17 protein-coding genes are annotated in these 15785 nt (G+C 60.7%); all 17 read left to right on the top strand.

The genetic code is table 11. The features are described from left to right. The first annotated feature begins 29 nt into the window (after positions 1-29). The 17 genes from HF257_RS01935 (at position 30) to fliA (ending at position 15646) form a co-directional block, all read left to right on the top strand. Positions 30-335, top strand: coding sequence for an STAS domain-containing protein (locus HF257_RS01935; RefSeq protein WP_185703663.1), 306 nt, complete (start codon positions 30-32; stop codon positions 333-335). Next, complete coding sequence (locus HF257_RS01930; protein ID WP_185703665.1) at positions 332-2050, top strand: ATP-binding SpoIIE family protein phosphatase; 1719 nt, start codon at positions 332-334, stop codon at positions 2048-2050. Before HF257_RS01935 ends, HF257_RS01930 begins: the two co-directional genes overlap by 4 nt. A 30-nt stretch (positions 2051-2080) precedes the next feature. Continuing rightward, entirely contained in the window at positions 2081-2425 is a 345-nt protein-coding gene (locus tag HF257_RS01925; protein WP_185703667.1) for an Hpt domain-containing protein, read from the top strand. 689 nt (positions 2426-3114) lie between these two features. Further along, complete coding sequence (locus tag HF257_RS01920) at positions 3115-4452, top strand: flagellar hook-length control protein FliK (protein ID WP_185703669.1); 1338 nt, start codon at positions 3115-3117, stop codon at positions 4450-4452. 234 nt (positions 4453-4686) lie between these two features. After that, positions 4687-5187, top strand: a complete 501-nt coding sequence (fliL, locus tag HF257_RS01915) for a flagellar basal body-associated protein FliL (protein ID WP_185703671.1) — start codon at positions 4687-4689, stop codon at positions 5185-5187. A 9-nt stretch (positions 5188-5196) separates the two neighbouring features. Next, positions 5197-6165, top strand: coding sequence for a flagellar motor switch protein FliM (gene fliM / locus HF257_RS01910; protein WP_105523143.1), 969 nt, complete (start codon positions 5197-5199; stop codon positions 6163-6165). Between the two features lie 34 nt (positions 6166-6199). After that, a complete protein-coding gene (gene fliN / locus HF257_RS01905; protein WP_003214557.1) occupies positions 6200-6667 on the top strand; it encodes a flagellar motor switch protein FliN in 468 nt (155 codons plus the stop codon). A 1-nt stretch (position 6668) separates the two neighbouring features. Continuing rightward, positions 6669-7100, top strand: coding sequence for a flagellar biosynthetic protein FliO (gene fliO, locus HF257_RS01900; protein ID WP_185703673.1), 432 nt, complete (start codon positions 6669-6671; stop codon positions 7098-7100). Beyond that, entirely contained in the window at positions 7100-7843 is a 744-nt protein-coding gene (fliP, locus tag HF257_RS01895; protein ID WP_185703675.1) for a flagellar type III secretion system pore protein FliP, read from the top strand. The genes fliO and fliP overlap by 1 nt, the downstream gene beginning before the upstream one ends. Positions 7844-7847: 4 nt before the next feature. After that, positions 7848-8117, top strand: a complete 270-nt coding sequence (gene fliQ / locus HF257_RS01890) for a flagellar biosynthesis protein FliQ (protein WP_003214552.1) — start codon at positions 7848-7850, stop codon at positions 8115-8117. A gap of 4 nt (positions 8118-8121) precedes the next feature. Beyond that, entirely contained in the window at positions 8122-8907 is a 786-nt protein-coding gene (fliR, locus tag HF257_RS01885; RefSeq protein ID WP_185703677.1) for a flagellar biosynthetic protein FliR, read from the top strand. Positions 8908-8910: 3 nt separating this feature from the next. Further along, complete coding sequence (gene flhB / locus HF257_RS01880; RefSeq protein WP_185703679.1) at positions 8911-10047, top strand: flagellar biosynthesis protein FlhB; 1137 nt, start codon at positions 8911-8913, stop codon at positions 10045-10047. Positions 10048-10178: 131 nt separating this feature from the next. Further along, positions 10179-10385, top strand: coding sequence for a cold-shock protein (locus HF257_RS01875; protein ID WP_185704355.1), 207 nt, complete (start codon positions 10179-10181; stop codon positions 10383-10385). Positions 10386-10528: 143 nt separating this feature from the next. Continuing rightward, positions 10529-12643 carry a flagellar biosynthesis protein FlhA gene (gene flhA, locus HF257_RS01870; protein ID WP_185704358.1) on the top strand — a complete coding sequence of 705 codons (2115 nt, stop codon included), beginning with the start codon at positions 10529-10531 and terminating at the stop codon, positions 12641-12643. An 11-nt stretch (positions 12644-12654) separates the two neighbouring features. After that, complete coding sequence (flhF, locus tag HF257_RS01865) at positions 12655-13971, top strand: flagellar biosynthesis protein FlhF (RefSeq protein WP_185703681.1); 1317 nt, start codon at positions 12655-12657, stop codon at positions 13969-13971. A 104-nt stretch (positions 13972-14075) separates the two neighbouring features. Continuing rightward, complete coding sequence (gene fleN / locus HF257_RS01860; protein WP_003192912.1) at positions 14076-14909, top strand: flagellar synthesis regulator FleN; 834 nt, start codon at positions 14076-14078, stop codon at positions 14907-14909. After that, positions 14906-15646: an RNA polymerase sigma factor FliA gene (gene fliA / locus HF257_RS01855; RefSeq protein WP_135292003.1), complete on the top strand. Its 741-nt coding sequence runs from the start codon at positions 14906-14908 to the stop codon at positions 15644-15646. Before fleN ends, fliA begins: the two co-directional genes overlap by 4 nt. Positions 15647-15785: the final 139 nt, after the last annotated feature.

Raw genomic sequence — 15785 nt, 5'->3', positions numbered from 1 at the left:
CTCATTGCCAATGACAAGGAAGCAGTCGCATGTCAGTCGTTCCTGAAGTGTCCGCGGACGGGAAGAAATTGACGATCGCCATCAAGGGCCGGTTCGATTTCAGCAGCCACCAGCATTTTCGTGAAGTCTACGAACGCATTTACCCCAAGCCCGACGCCATTGTCGTGGACTTGAAGGAAGCCACCTACCTCGACAGCTCTGCGCTCGGCATGCTGTTGCTGCTGCGCGATCATGCCGGCGGCGATGATGCCGATATCCGCGTGATCAACAGTAACTCCGACGTGCGCAAGATCCTCGGCATCTCCAACTTCGACAAACTGTTCGACATCAGTTGAGCGGCCTGGCCCCCGTTCTTGAGCCGCTGACCATCCTGATCGCCGAAGACAGCGCTGCCGACCTGTTGCTGCTGTCGACCATCGTGCGGCGCCAGGGCCATCAAGTGCTCACTGCCACCAACGGCGCGCAAGCGGTAGAAGTGTTTACCCGCGAGCGGCCGCAGTTGGTGCTGATGGATGCACTGATGCCGGTGATGGACGGTTTTGAAGCTGCACGGCGCATCAAGCAATTAGCGGGGGAGGCGTTGGTGCCGATCATCTTCCTCACTTCCCTGCGCGAGAGCGAAGCCCTGGCCCAGTGCCTGGATGCCGGCGGTGATGACTTCCTGCCCAAGCCCTACAACCAACTGATTCTCGCGGCAAAGATCAATGCCATGGACCGCCTGCGCCGCCTGCAAGCCACGGTGTTGCAGCAGCGCGACCTGATCGCCAAGCACCACGACTATCTGTTGCATGAGCAGCGGGTGGCCAAGGCGGTGTTCGACAAGGTCGCGCATTCGGGCTGCATCAATGCCGCGCCGAATATCCGCTACCTGCAATCGCCCTATGCGCTGTTCAACGGCGACCTGCTGTTGGCGGCCTACACACCGTCCGGCGACATGCATGTGCTGCTCGGTGATTTCACCGGCCACGGCTTGCCGGCGGCGGTAGGCGCCATGCCCCTGGCCGAAGTGTTCTACGGCATGACCGCCAAGGGCTATGGGCTGGCGCAGACCCTGCGGGAGATGAACGCCAAGCTCAAACGCATCTTGCCGGTGGACATGTTCTGCTGCGCCACCCTGTTGTGCCTCAGCGCGCAACGGCGGGTGGTGGAGGTGTGGAATGGGGGCATGCCCGAAGGCTATGTGCATGAAGTCGCCACCGGCAAGCGCACGCCGCTGGAATCGCGGCATTTGCCGTTGGGGGTGTTGTCGGCGGACGCCTTTGATGACCGCACCGAGGTCTGGCCGATGGCCTTGGGCGACCGCGTGTTCCTGCTCTCCGATGGCGTGCTCGACACCGCAGACGCCAATGACCAACTGTTCGGGGTCGAACGCTTGCAGCGGGTATTCGCCGCCAACCGTGAGCCTGACCGTTTATTTGAAGATATCGAACAGGCGCTGGCGGCGTTTCGCGGCGAAGTTCGCGATGACGTCAGCATGGTGGAAATCACGCTGCAGTCCGGCCAATCGCTGCGTGCGACGGGGCCGTTGTACGCTGATAGTGGGCAATCGTGTCCGTTGGATTGGTCGGTGAGTTTTGAATTTCGCGCCGACACCCTCAAGCGATACAACCCGTTGCCCTATCTGCTGCAACTGCTGCTGGAGATCCACGGCCTGCGCGAGCAGAGCGGGGCGCTTTACAGCGTGATGGCCGAGTTGTACTCCAATGCGCTTGAGCATGGGGTGCTGGGGCTCGACTCCCGGCTCAAGCGCGATGCCCAAGGCTTTGCCGAGTATTACCGCCAGCGTAATGATCGTCTGGCGCAGTTGAACAGTGGTTATGTGCGGGTGCATATCAATGTGGTGCCGACCGCAGCGGGCGGCAAGATGACCCTGCGTATCGAAGACAGCGGCCCAGGCTTTGATGTGGACAAAGTGTTGGCGCGACCGCTGGATATCGACCGCCTGTCTGGCCGGGGCTTGAGCCTGGTGCGCCAATTGAGCAGTGCGGTGGGCTGGTCCGACGGCGGGCGCAGTGTCTGCGTGGAGTTTTGCTGGGGGGCTCTGGCATAATCCGCCGATTCTTGATCAAGGAGCGAGCAAGTGGTCGATATTCATCTGGACCCGCAGGTTTTGTCGGGTTTGCAGGAGGTCATGGAAGGCGAGTATCCCAAGTTGCTCGATACCTTTCTCGATGATTCCCAGAAACGTGTAGAGGCGCTGCGCAAGGCGCGCGACGATGCCAAGGCGTTGGGCCAGATTGCGCACAGTTTCAAGGGCAGCAGTGGCAACCTTGGGGCGGTGCGGCTGGCGCATTTGTGTCAGCGGTTGGAGTCGGAGTCGGTTGAGGCGGCGGCGGATCTCGGGGCGTTGGTGGATCAGATTGATCGTGAGTTTGCGTTGGTCAGGCCGATGTATGAGTTGGAGCGGGAGCGGTTTGGGGTTTGAGGTTTGAGGTTGGGTTTGGTGTACATATCCGTTTTTTAGGTAACGGCGACTTAGGGTTCCGCCCTTACGGCGGGTCACTTTTGGAAGAGCGCCAAAAACGCTTCGCCCCAACACTCGGCACCTCGCTTAGGCTCGGTGTGCCCACGCTCCAAAGCCTGCGTTCGGCCAGCGTGTTTGACGGGGCGCCTCTAGATCAAAAGCAAGAGCACGGCGGCCTTAGAGCCGACCGGTTATTTGGGTCGTGCTCGGTCAAAACTGTGGGAGCGGGCTTGCTCGCGAATGCGGTGGGTCAGCCAATGAATTAGTTGATTGATCCACCGCATTCGCGAGCAAGCCCGCTCCCACATTTGGATCTCCATTTATTAGAAGAAAGTGGTTTCTGGCTCTGGCTCTGGCTCTGGCTTTTGATTTTGCTTGTGATCTTGATCTTAGGCGCCCCGTTAAACCACGCTGGCCGGAGTGAGGGCATGTCGAGCCTAGGCGAGACACCGAGTGGTGGGGCAAGAGCCTTTTGGTTACTTTTGGGCTCTTTCCAAAAGTGACCCGCTGTAAGAGCGGAACCAATAGCCGCCGTTACCCAAATAACGGATATGTACTCCATAAAACGCAATCCCCAAAAACCTGGCCCAACTCTTGCTCTACCTCCTGATACTGCATCCCCGATCCCCATGCAGTGGAGACCTTTACCTATGCCAGTCGCCCCGAATTCGCTTCTTCAGGCTGCCCCTGCGGCCAAGCCTCAAGCGCCCGCCGCCACCCCACCGGTAGCGGCTGCGGACCCACGGGACAAGGGCCCTGGCTTCGCTCAGGTGTTCGCCAGCCAGGGTTCCAAACCCTCGGTCAAAACCGACGACAACTCGCCAAAACCCACGCGGGACAAGCCTGCCGACGCCAGCGCCAAACCGGCTGCCAGTGACGACAAGCCTGCCGCCAGCACGCCAGCGGTTGCCGATAGCGGCAATCCCTTGCCTGCCAATCCGCCGGCCAAGCCCGACGACAGCGCCAGCAAGGATGACGACGCACCGGTCGATCCAAGCCTGGTGCAACAACCCCCGACTGATCCGGTGGTAGACCCGGCCATGATTGCCGCCGTCACTCCGGTGGTCGTGCCCGTGCCGGTGGAAACCCCGACGCCTGCGCCTGCTGCCAAGGATGACAAGGCTCAGCCGGTGGTTGCGGCGCCGATTGCCGCCACCGAAGAGGCCAAGCCGGCGTTTGACCCCGAAGCCGATCCGCTGGATGCCATGCCCGCCGTACGCCTGGCCATGGAGCAGGGCGGTCACGTGTCCGCCAGCAGCCAGGCACCGGTGAAAACCGCACCGCCGCCGGCCCAGGATCAGCCGACCGCTGCGCAAAACTTTGCCGCTGGCCTGGCCAATATGGTCGACCAGCAAGCCACCAAGGACAGCACTGACCAGGGCGGCGACAAAGCCTTCAGCGGATTGATCGAAGGCGGTCTCAAGGATTTGAAAGAGGCCAGCAGCGACACCCGTGTCGATGACTTCGCCAACCGCCTGGCCGCGCTGACCCAGGCCGCCACGCCGAAGACCGCCAACGCATTGCCGCCGGTGACGAATGCGCCGTTGGCCATGCACCAGAGCGGCTGGACCGATGAAATCGTCAACCGCGTGATGTACCTGTCCAGCGCCAACCTCAAGTCGGCGGAGATCCAGTTGCAGCCGGCTGAATTGGGTCGCCTGGATATCAAGGTCAACATGACGGCCGACCAGCAGGCCCAGGTCAACTTCATGAGCGCCCACCCGGTGGTACGTGAAGCGCTGGAAAGCCAGTCTGGCCGCCTGCGGGAAATGTTTGCCCAGCAGGGCATGGGGCAGGTGGACGTGAACGTGTCCGACCAATCCCGGGGTCAGGAGCAGCAACAGCAGCAGGCGCAGACACAGGGTGTTCGCGGCAGCGGGGGGCGTGGGGCTGATAGCGACAGCGGTGCCCATGCCGACGTTGCCGAGGCGGTCGCGCCGGTGACGTCTACCGTGATCGGCTCCAGCGCCGTCGATTACTACGCCTGATTTGAACCTTGCACAGGCCCAAATGTGGGAGCGGGCTTGCTCGCGAATGCGGTGTATCAGTAACAAATAGCCTGACTGATCCACCGCATTCGCGAGCAAGCCCGCTCCCACAGGAGGTCTGTGGTGTAGCCGATATTGTCGGCCTGTTCAAAACCCACCAGACAACTCTGGCATAACACTTGCTCTTGCCTTTCCGTAGATCTATGAATCCCCGAATAGTGACGGATTATTGGCATGGCGAAGAGCGACGACGCAGCAAAAGCACCCGCAGGCAAAGGCAAGCTCAAGCTTATCCTGTTGATAGTCGTGGGCCTGCTCCTGGCCATCGGCGCCTCGGTGGGTGGCACCTGGTACATCATGCACAGCAGTGCCAGCAAACCGGCCCCTGCCGCCGAAACCGCCAGTAACGTCAAGCAACCGGCAATCTTCGAGCCGATGCTCCCGGCCTTTGTCGCCAACTTCAATCAGAACGGTCGTCAACGCTACCTGCAGGTGAGCATCACCTTGCTCGCGCGTAACCAGTCGGACCTGGATGCCCTCAAGGTGCACATGCCGGTGATCCGCAACAACCTGGTGATGCTGTTCTCCGGGCAGAGCTTCGACACTCTGGCCACCCCGGTAGGCCAGGAAATGCTGCGCCAGAAGGTCACTGCCAGCGTGCAGGAAGTGGCCCAGAAAGAGCTTGGCAAAGTCGTGGTCGAGCAGGCGCTCTTCACTAATTTCGTATTGCAGTAGGAACACGACATGGCCGTGCAAGACCTGCTGTCCCAGGATGAAATCGACGCGCTGCTCCATGGCGTCGACGACGGTCTGGTACAGACCGAAATGGCTGCCGAACCCGGCAGTGTCAAAAGTTATGACCTGACCAGCCAGGATCGCATCGTCCGCGGACGCATGCCGACCCTGGAGATGATCAACGAGCGTTTCGCCCGCTACACCCGTATCAGCATGTTCAACATGCTGCGCCGCTCGGCGGACGTGGCGGTGGGCGGTGTGCAGGTGATGAAATTCGGCGAATACGTGCACTCGCTGTACGTGCCCACCAGCCTCAACCTGGTCAAGATCAAGCCGCTGCGCGGTACCGCATTGTTCATCCTCGACGCCAAGCTGGTGTTCAAGCTGGTGGACAACTTCTTCGGTGGCGACGGCCGTCACGCCAAGATCGAAGGCCGTGAGTTCACTCCCACCGAATTGCGGGTGGTGCGCATGGTGCTGGAGCAAGCCTTCATCGACTTGAAGGAAGCCTGGCAAGCGATCATGGAAGTCAACTTCGAGTACATCAACTCGGAAGTGAACCCGGCCATGGCCAACATCGTCGGCCCCAGCGAAGCCATTGTGGTGTCCACCTTCCACATCGAGCTCGATGGCGGTGGCGGTGACCTGCACGTGACCATGCCGTACTCGATGATCGAGCCGGTGCGCGAAATGCTCGACGCCGGCTTTCAGTCCGACCTGGACGATCAGGACGAGCGCTGGGTCAAGGCCCTGCGCGAAGACCTGCTGGATGTCGACGTGCCGCTGAGTGCCACCGTTGCCCGTCGCCAATTGCGCCTGCGGGACATTTTGCACATGCAGCCGGGGGATGTGATCCCGGTGGAGTTGCCGGAAGAACTGATCATGCGCGCCAACGGCGTGCCGTCGTTCAAGGTCAAGCTGGGTTCCCACAAAGGCAACCTCGCTCTTCAAGTGGTCGAACCGATCAACCGCCGCTGATCACCATTAATTTTTGCTGCGCCGAGGACATGTAATGGCTACCGAACACGAAAACACTTCCGCCGAAGACCAGGCCCTGGCTGACGAATGGGCGGCAGCCCTGGAAGAAACCGGCGATGTTGGCCAGGACGATATCGACGCACTGCTGGCCGCTGACGCCGCCACCGCGCCGGTAGGAAACCGCTTGCCGATGGAAGAGTTCGGCAGCGTGCCGAAGAACAACGACCCGGTGACCCTCGACGGCCCGAACCTGGATGTGATCCTCGACATCCCGGTGTCGATCTCCATGGAAGTGGGCAGCACCGAAATCAACATCCGCAACCTGCTGCAACTCAACCAGGGCTCGGTGATCGAGTTGGACCGCCTGGCCGGTGAACCGCTGGACGTACTGGTCAACGGCACCCTGATTGCCCACGGCGAAGTGGTGGTGGTCAACGAAAAGTTCGGCATCCGCCTGACCGACGTGATCAGCCCGAGCGAACGCATCAAGAAGTTGCGCTGATATGAAACGGCTGATGGTAGGACTGTTGGCAACGCTGCCATTGGACGTTCTGGCGGCGGAGCCTGTGGCTCAGGCTGCCGCCGCCGCACCGGCCAGCCTCGGTGGCCAGTTGACCCAGCTGGTGCTGGGCCTGTTGCTGGTGGTCGGCTTGATCTTCGTGCTCGCCTGGTTGATGCGCCGCGTGCAGCGCGTCGGTCCGGGCAACGGCCAGGTGATCGAGTTGGTCGGTTCGCGTGCCCTGGGCCCGCGTGATCGGCTGGTGCTGGTGCAAGTGGGCGAAGAGCAGATCCTGCTGGGCCTCACACCCGGTCGCATCACCCCGCTGCACGTGCTCAAGACACCGGTAAACGTGGATCAGTCGCAGCCCGCCACGCCAGAATTCGCCCAGCGCCTCATGGAGTTGCTGGGCAAGGATCAGAAGGATAAGAAGTAATGCGCGTTTTATTGACGCTCATGCTGTTGCTGGTCGCGCCCTTGGCGCTGGCCGCCGACCCGTTGTCGATCCCGGCGATCACCTTGGGCACCAATGCGGCAGGCGCACAGGAGTATTCGGTCAGCCTGCAGATCCTGCTGATCATGACCGCGCTGAGTTTTATCCCGGCGTTCGTCATGCTGATGACCAGCTTCACGCGGATCATCATCGTGTTCTCGATCCTGCGCCAGGCCCTGGGCCTGCAGCAGACGCCATCGAACCAGATCCTCACCGGCATGGCCCTGTTCCTGACGCTGTTCATCATGGCGCCGGTGTTCGACAAGGTGAACCAGCAAGCCCTGCAGCCTTACCTCGCGGAGAAGATGACCGCCCAGGACGCCATCGACAAGGCCCAAGGCCCGATCAAGGACTTCATGCTGTCGCAGACCCGTTCCAGCGACCTTGAGCTGTTCATGCGCCTGTCCAAGCGTACCGACATCGCCACCCCGGACCAGGCTCCCCTGACCATCCTGGTGCCAGCGTTCGTGACCTCGGAATTGAAAACCGCGTTCCAGATCGGCTTCATGATCTTTATCCCGTTCCTGATCATCGACCTGGTAGTGGCGAGCGTGCTGATGGCCATGGGTATGATGATGCTGTCGCCGCTGATCATCTCGTTGCCGTTCAAGATCATGCTGTTTGTGCTGGTGGACGGCTGGGCGCTGATTATCGGCACGTTGGCCGGCAGTTTCGGAGGGGTATAGCGCCATGACGCCAGAAGTCGCCGTCGACCTGTTCCGTGAAGCGCTGTGGCTGACCACCATGATGGTTGCCGTGTTGGTGGTGCCGAGCCTGTTGGTGGGCCTGCTGGTGGCGATGTTCCAGGCCGCGACCCAGATCAACGAACAGACGCTGAGCTTCTTGCCGCGTCTGCTGGTGATGCTGATCACCCTGATCGTCGCAGGCCCGTGGCTGGTGCAAACTTTCATGGAATACATCCTGCAGCTGTACGGCAGTATTCCGCAGTTGATCGGCTGACCCGATGCAGTCTTTGCTGGCATTGACCGACGTCCAGATCAGCACCTGGGTGGCGTCTTTCATCCTGCCGCTGTTTCGCGTCACGGCGATGCTGATGGCCATGCCGGTGTTCGGCACCACCCTGGTACCCCGCCGCGTGCGCCTGTACTTCGCGGTGGCGATTACCGTGGTGATCGTGCCCGGCTTGCCGGCGATGCCGCCGGTCAATGCCATCGACCTGAGCGCGTTGCTGCTGATTGCCGAACAGATCCTGATCGGCGCCATGCTGGGGTTTTCCCTCACGCTGTTCTTCCAGGCATTTGTGATTGCCGGGCAAATCATTTCGATCCAGATGGGCATGGGCTTCGCGTCCATGGTCGACCCTACCAACGGTGTGTCGGCGGCGGTGATCGGGCAATTCCTGACCATGCTGGTGACCTTGCTGTTCCTCGCAATGAATGGGCACTTGGTGGCGTTCGAGGTGCTGACCGAGAGCTTCACCACGTTGCCGGTGGGCTCGGGCCTGGTGGTCAATCATTTCTGGGAAATGGTTGGGCGCCTCGGTTGGGTATTGGGCGCATCGCTGCTGCTGGTGCTGCCGGCAATCACCGCATTGCTGGTGGTCAACATCGCATTCGGCGTGATGACCCGCGCCGCGCCGCAGTTGAACATCTTCTCCATCGGCTTCCCCTTGACCCTGGTGTTGGGCATGGGGATTTTCTGGATCGGCCTGGCCGACATTCTCAATCAGTATCAACCGCTGGCGACTGACGCCTTGCAGTTCTTACGTGACCTGGCACGGGCGCGCTGAGCCATGGCCGAGAGCGAGAGTGGTCAGGACAAAACAGAAGACCCCACGGAGAAACGAAAAAAGGACTCCAGGGAAAAGGGCGAGATTGCGCGCTCTAAAGAGCTGAACACCGTTGCAACCATGATGGCGGGGGCCGGCGCGCTGCTGATCTACGGCGGCGGCTTGGCGCTGGATTTGATGGAGCTGATGAAGCTCAACTTCACCTTGCCACGCGAGGTGTTGCTAAGCCCCGGTGCCATGGGCCAATACCTGCTGCATTCGGGCAAGATCGCGATCCTGGCGGTGCAGCCCATCCTCATCACCTTGCTGTTGGCCGCGCTGATCGGCCCGGTTGCGTTGGGCGGCTGGTTATTTGCTGCCGGCAGCATGGCGCCCAAGTTCAGCCGGATGAACCCAGCGGCGGGGCTCAAGCGCATGTTCTCCGCCAAGGCCTTGGTGGAGCTGCTCAAGGCCTTGGCCAAGTTCATCCTGATCCTGTTTGTGGCGCTGATGGTGTTGACCTCCGACATCGACGACCTGCTGCGCATCGCCCATGAACCGCTGGAGTCGGCGATCATCCACAGCGTACAGGTGGTGGGTTGGAGCGCACTGTGGATGGCCGCCGGGCTGATCATCATTGCGGCCATCGATGCACCGATCCAGCTGTGGGAAAGCCACAAGAAACTGCTGATGACCAAGCAGGAAGTGCGCGATGAGCACAAGGACCAGGAAGGTCGCCCCGAGGTCAAGCAGCGCATTCGCCAACTACAGCGGGAAATGTCCCAGCGCAAGATGATGGCCTCGGTGCCCGACGCCGACGTGGTCATCACCAACCCGACGCACTACGCCGTAGCCCTCAAGTACGACCCGGAGAAGGGCGGGGCGCCGATGCTGCTGGCCAAGGGCAGCGACTTCACCGCATTGAAGATTCGCGAAATTGCGGTGGCCAACGACATCCTGTTGCTGGAGTCGCCGGAATTGGCGCGGTCGATTTTCTATTCCACTGAACTTGACCAGGAGATCCCAGCCGGGTTGTACCTGGCCGTGGCCCAGGTGCTGGCGTATGTCTATCAGATTCGCCAGTACCGCGCGGGCAAGGGCAAGCGGCCTGATCCGCTGAAGGATCTGCCGATTCCGCCGGAACTGCGTCGCGACTCCTGATGTGTCAGCCCGTTTGACGTCTACCGCTCGTCGTAAATCCACCTTGACCTGTCAACGTTGACAGTAGCCAGCCTTATTTCGAAACGGTTTGATGAGGTGCGTGTCCTCAAACTATGAGTCTGGAGAAGGCGATGGCGACGGGTTCAGTGAAGTGGTTCAACACAGAGAAGGGCTTCGGTTTTATCAAGCCGGATGATGGTTCAGACGATGTGTTTGTGCATTTTTCGGGAATAAGCGCCGAAGGCTTCAAGACTCTGGAAGAAAATCAAAAGGTCAGCTACGTGCTTGCGAACGGTCCCAAGGGGCTGCAAGCCACTGAGGTGACTCCTTTCCCATAGGTGCAGAGTGTTTAGAAAACACCGACTCGTCTCTTCAAGGCAAAAGTTGGAAGGCTTCTTGCAATACCGCCTGCAAGACGCCAAACCGCGTCAAAACTTTGCTTCAAGGAACACGAGGAATACCGGTGGTAGATCGCTCTCAAATGCTCAGCACGGCCCGTGGCACCCTGACTGACTTGTCGCGGGGCAATCTGGGTGTGCCGTTGTTGTTGCTGGTGATGCTGGCAATGATGATGTTGCCGATGCCGCCGTTCCTCTTGGACGTGTTCTTCACCTTCAACATTGCCCTGTCCGTCGTGGTCCTGCTGGTGTGCGTGTACGCGCTGCGACCGCTGGACTTTGCGGTATTCCCCACGATCCTGCTGGTGGCGACGCTGCTGCGGCTGGCGTTGAACGTGGCCTCGACCCGCGTGGTGATGCTGCACGGCCAGGACGGCCACGCCGCTGCCGGTAAGGTGATCCAGGCCTTCGGTGAGGTGGTGATCGGCGGTAACTACGTGGTCGGTATCGTGGTGTTTGCGATCTTGATGATCATCAACTTCGTCGTGGTGACCAAGGGCGCCGGGCGGATTTCCGAAGTGAGCGCGCGGTTTACCCTCGACGCCATGCCCGGCAAGCAGATGGCCATCGACGCCGACCTCAACGCCGGCTTGATCGACCAGAACCAAGCCAAATCCCGTCGCCTGGAAGTGGCCCAGGAAGCCGAGTTCTACGGCTCCATGGACGGTGCCAGCAAATTCGTACGCGGCGACGCCATCGCCGGCTTGCTGATTCTGTTTATCAACCTGATTGGCGGCATGGCGGTCGGGATCTTCCAGCACGGAATGACCTTCGGCGATGCGGGCAAGGTCTACGCATTGCTGACCATTGGTGACGGTTTAGTGGCGCAATTGCCATCACTGTTATTATCTACAGCAGCGGCCATCATGGTGACCCGTGCGTCGGGCTCCGAAGACATGGGCAAGCAGATCAGCCGGCAGATGTTCGCATCGCCCAAAGCGCTGGCGGTGGCGGCAGGCATCATGGCGATCATGGGGATCGTGCCGGGCATGCCGCATGTGTCGTTCCTCAGCATGGCGGCCATGGCGGCTGGCGGTGCGTACCTGTTCTGGAGAAAGCAGAACCAGGTCAAAGTGATTGCCCAGCAGGAAGTCGCCCGCCAGCAAGAATTGCTGCCATCCCCGGCCCGCGCCCAGGAAACCAAGGAGCTTGGCTGGGACGACGTGACCCCAATCGACATGATCGGCCTGGAAGTGGGCTACCGTCTGATTCCTTTGGTGGACCGCAACCAGGGCGGCCAATTGCTCGCGCGGATCAAAGGCGTGCGCAAGAAGTTGTCCCAGGACCTGGGCTTTCTGATGCCCACCGTGCACATCCGCGACAACCTCGACCTGGCCCCAAGCGCCTACCGCCTGACCCTGATGGGAGTGATCCTGGCCGAAGCCGAGATCTACCCGGACCGCGAGCTGGCGATCAACCCCGGGCAGGTGTTCGGCAGTCTCAACGGCATAACCGCCAAAGATCCGGCTTTTGGCCTGGACGCGGTGTGGATCGAAATCAGCCAGCGCAGCCAGGCGCAGTCCCTGGGTTACACCGTGGTCGACGCCAGCACCGTGGTTGCGACTCACCTCAACCAGATCCTGTACAAGCACTCCCACGAGTTGATCGGCCACGAGGAAGTCCAGCAATTGATGGGTTTGCTGGCCAAAGCCTCGCCAAAATTGGCCGAAGAACTGGTGCCGGGTGTGCTGTCGTTGTCGCAACTGCTTAAGGTGTTGCAGGCGCTGTTGGCCGAACAAGTGCCGGTACGCGACATCCGCAGCATTGCCGAGGCCATCGCCAACAATGCCGCCAAGAGTCAAGATACTGCCGCCCTGGTGGCTTCGGTGCGCGTCGGATTGTCGCGTGCAATCGTGCAAAGCATTGTAGGCACTGAGTCTGAGCTGCCTGTGATCACCTTGGAACCAAGGTTGGAACAAATATTGCTCAATAGTATCCAGAAGGCAGGACAAGGCCAGGAAGAGGGCGTTCTGCTGGAGCCAAGCATGGCTGAAAAACTGCAGCGTTCGTTGATCGACGCCGCGCAGCGTCAGGAAATGCAGGGCCAACCGGTGATTCTGCTGGTGGCAGGCCCGGTCCGAGCGATGTTGTCGCGGTTTGGACGCCTGGCAGTTCCGAATTTGCACGTTTTGGCTTATCAGGAAATTCCTGACAACAAGCAAGTGACTATCGTCGCGACAGTAGGGCCCAACGGCTGAGGTAGTGGGTTATGCAAGTTAAGCGTTTTTTCGCCGCCGATATGCGTCAGGCCATGAAACTGGTACGTGATGAGCTGGGCGCCGACGCCGCGATTATCGGTAACCGTCGTATTGCCGGCGGTGTCGAGCTGACGGCTGCCTTGGATTACACCCCCCAGGCACTGGCGCCCCGCGTGCCGAACATGGAGCTGGAAGACGAGCTGCGCAAGACCGCCTCGCGCATCGTCTCGGCCCAGGCTGAGCTGAGCATGCGTGGCGACAGCGACGCCACCACCAATCGCCAGTTGTTCGCCGGCTTGCCGCTGACGGCTGCCGAGCCGCTGGTTGAGCCGACCTTTGTCGAACCGCCACGTCCTGTCGCGCCTGCCCCGGCCGCCGCAGTCGATGCGCGTGTGTTCGACTCGATGCGCTTTGAACTCAATGGCCTGCGCGAACTGCTGGAAGTGCAACTGGGCTCGCTGGCATGGTCCCAGTTGCAAGGCAGCAAACCGCAACAGGCCAACCTGTGGCGCCGCCTGCAACGCATTGGCCTGTCCGGCCCGTTGTCCCGCGACCTGCTGGCGTTGACCACCGAAATCGAAGAACCTCGCCAGGCCTGGCGCATGTTGCTGGCCCATTTGGCGCGGATGATCGTCACCCCGGAAATCGAACCCCTGGAAGAGGGCGGTGTGATCGCCATGGTCGGCCCTGCCGGCATGGGCAAGACCACCACCCTGGCTAAGCTGGCGGCGCGTTACGTGCTCAAGTACGGCGCGCAGAATATCGCGCTGGTGAGCATGGACAGCTATCGTATCGGTGCCCAGGAGCAGCTCAAGACCTTGGGGCGCATCCTCAATGTGTCGGTGACCCACGTCGACCCGGGCCAGTCCCTGGCCAACGCCCTCGACCCATTGCTGCGCAAGCGCGTGGTGCTGATCGATACCGCCGGCCTGCAAGCCAGTGATCCGGCGCTGCGCATGCAGTTGGAAAGCCTGGCCGGACGTGGCATCAAGTCAAAAAATTACCTGGTGCTTGCAACCACTAGCCAGAAACAGGTTCTGACGGCTGCGTACCACAGCTACAAACGTTGCGGGCTGGCCGGTTGCATCCTGACTAAACTGGATGAAACCGCGAGCCTTGGCGAGGTGTTGAGCCTGGCTATCAGCCACGAATTGCCGGTCGCCTACCTGACCGATGGCCCGCGGATTCCGGATGACCTGCATCTGCCGCGTCGTCATCAGTTGGTCAGCCGTGCAGTCAGTGTGCAAATGCAAGAAGAGCCTAGCGAGGAAGCGATGGCCGATATGTTCGCCGACCTTTACCACAACCCGGCAAAGCGGGTGGGTTGAGGGCAGGACGAACACCGTGAAATGTACCTACATCGATGGTCTGCAAGATACACGCGGCCAAGCCATGTAGCCTGCGTCTAAGCAAGACAAGGTAAAGAAATAAAATGGGCAGCATGCATCCCGTACAGGTGATCGCGGTGACCGGCGGCAAAGGTGGCGTCGGGAAAACTAACGTGTCAGTGAATTTGTCCCTGGCCCTGGCAGAGCTTGGCCGTCGCGTCATGCTGCTGGATGCTGACCTGGGGCTGGCGAACGTCGACGTTCTGCTCGGGCTGACACCCAAACACACCCTCGCCGATGTCATCGAAGGGCGCTGCGAGCTGCGCGATGTGCTGCTCCAGGGCCCGGGTGGCATCCGCATCGTACCGGCCGCCTCCGGTACCCAGAGCATGGTGCACCTGAGCCCGGCGCAGCATGCCGGCCTGATCCAGGCGTTCAGCGATATTGGCGACAACCTCGACGTGCTGGTGATCGACACCGCCGCCGGGATCGGCGAGTCCGTGGTCAGCTTTGTGCGCGCGGCGCAGGAAGTCCTGCTGGTGGTCTGCGATGAACCCACCTCGATCACCGACGCCTACGCCCTGATCAAACTGCTTAACCGTGACTACGGCATGAACCGCTTCCGCGTATTGGCCAACATGGCCCAAAGCCCGCAGGAAGGGCGAAACCTGTTCGCGAAGTTGACCAAGGTCACGGATCGCTTCCTCGATGTCGCCTTACAATATGTCGGCGCAGTTCCCTATGACGAGTGTGTGCGCAAGGCCGTGCAAAAGCAGCGTGCGGTCTATGAAGCGTTCCCTCGTTCGAAATGCGCACTGGCGTTCAAGGCCATTGCCCAGAAAGTCGATACCTGGCCATTGCCCGCCAACCCTCGGGGGCATCTGGAGTTTTTCGTCGAGCGATTGGTGCATCAGACGAGCGCAGGACCCGTGCTATGACAGCGACCGGCTACAACGCGTACAAGAAGTCTGCCCGTGACAGCCAGGGCGAGTTGATCGAGCGCTACGCGCCGCTGGTCAAGCGCATCGCCTATCACCTGCTGGCACGCCTGCCCGCCAGCGTCCAGGTCGAAGACCTGATCCAGGCGGGCATGATCGGCCTGCTCGAAGTGTCGACCAAATACGACGCGAGCAAGGGGGCGAGTTTCGAGACGTATGCGGGTATCCGTATCCGGGGTGCGATGCTCGACGAGGTCCGTAAAGGTGACTGGGCGCCGCGTTCGGTGCATCGCAATACGCGCATGGTCAGTGATGCAATTCGCGCAATTGAAGCAAAAACCGGTCGCGACGCTAAAGATCATGAAGTTGCGGCCGAACTCCAATTGAGTCTCGATGATTACTACGGGATTTTGAACGATACCTTGGGCAGCCGCCTGTTCAGTTTCGACGACCTCTTGCAGGACGGCGAACACGAAGGGCTGCACGAGGACGGCGCGAGTGCTCATCTTGAGCCGTCGCGCGACCTGGAAGATGAACGCTTCCAGGGGGCGTTGGCGGACGCGATAGCCAATTTGCCGGAGCGTGAGCGACTGGTGTTGGCGCTGTACTACGACGAAGAGCTGAACCTCAAGGAAATCGGTGAGGTCCTGGGGGTCAGCGAATCACGAGTCAGCCAGTTGCACAGCCAGTGCGCAGCCCGCTTGCGGGGGCGTTTGGGAGAGTGGCGAGCGCGCTGACAGGCAGTGTGGGGACACTGCAGACGAGACCGTGAAGCCGCAGGCTTTCGCGGGGGCGCTCCGTGGTACCCCGGCAGTCCTTTTTGTGTAATGCCTGTTGATTGAAATGGCGCGTCCAGGTGCTGGGCGCGTTTAAGAC

The sequence above is a fragment of the Pseudomonas cremoris genome, from assembly GCF_014230465.1.
The sequence above is the reverse complement of the archived record's forward strand: the minus strand, read 5'-3'. Positions and strand labels throughout refer to the sequence as shown.

What these genes read in the sequence shown, in the direction of transcription:
- HF257_RS01935 (WP_185703663.1), top strand. Translation starts at nt 30, where the DNA reads ATGTCAGTCGTTCCTGAAGTGTCCGCGGACGGGAAGAAATTGACGATC.
- HF257_RS01920 (WP_185703669.1), top strand. Translation starts at nt 3,115, where the DNA reads ATGCCAGTCGCCCCGAATTCGCTTCTTCAGGCTGCCCCTGCGGCCAAG.
- fliL (WP_185703671.1), top strand. Translation starts at nt 4,687, where the DNA reads ATGGCGAAGAGCGACGACGCAGCAAAAGCACCCGCAGGCAAAGGCAAG.
- fliM (WP_105523143.1), top strand. Translation starts at nt 5,197, where the DNA reads ATGGCCGTGCAAGACCTGCTGTCCCAGGATGAAATCGACGCGCTGCTC.
- fliN (WP_003214557.1), top strand. Translation starts at nt 6,200, where the DNA reads ATGGCTACCGAACACGAAAACACTTCCGCCGAAGACCAGGCCCTGGCT.
- fliO (WP_185703673.1), top strand. Translation starts at nt 6,669, where the DNA reads ATGAAACGGCTGATGGTAGGACTGTTGGCAACGCTGCCATTGGACGTT.
- fliP (WP_185703675.1), top strand. Translation starts at nt 7,100, where the DNA reads ATGCGCGTTTTATTGACGCTCATGCTGTTGCTGGTCGCGCCCTTGGCG.
- fliQ (WP_003214552.1), top strand. Translation starts at nt 7,848, where the DNA reads ATGACGCCAGAAGTCGCCGTCGACCTGTTCCGTGAAGCGCTGTGGCTG.
- fliR (WP_185703677.1), top strand. Translation starts at nt 8,122, where the DNA reads ATGCAGTCTTTGCTGGCATTGACCGACGTCCAGATCAGCACCTGGGTG.
- flhB (WP_185703679.1), top strand. Translation starts at nt 8,911, where the DNA reads ATGGCCGAGAGCGAGAGTGGTCAGGACAAAACAGAAGACCCCACGGAG.
- HF257_RS01875 (WP_185704355.1), top strand. Translation starts at nt 10,179, where the DNA reads ATGGCGACGGGTTCAGTGAAGTGGTTCAACACAGAGAAGGGCTTCGGT.
- flhA (WP_185704358.1), top strand. Translation starts at nt 10,529, where the DNA reads ATGCTCAGCACGGCCCGTGGCACCCTGACTGACTTGTCGCGGGGCAAT.
- flhF (WP_185703681.1), top strand. Translation starts at nt 12,655, where the DNA reads ATGCAAGTTAAGCGTTTTTTCGCCGCCGATATGCGTCAGGCCATGAAA.
- fleN (WP_003192912.1), top strand. Translation starts at nt 14,076, where the DNA reads ATGGGCAGCATGCATCCCGTACAGGTGATCGCGGTGACCGGCGGCAAA.
- fliA (WP_135292003.1), top strand. Translation starts at nt 14,906, where the DNA reads ATGACAGCGACCGGCTACAACGCGTACAAGAAGTCTGCCCGTGACAGC.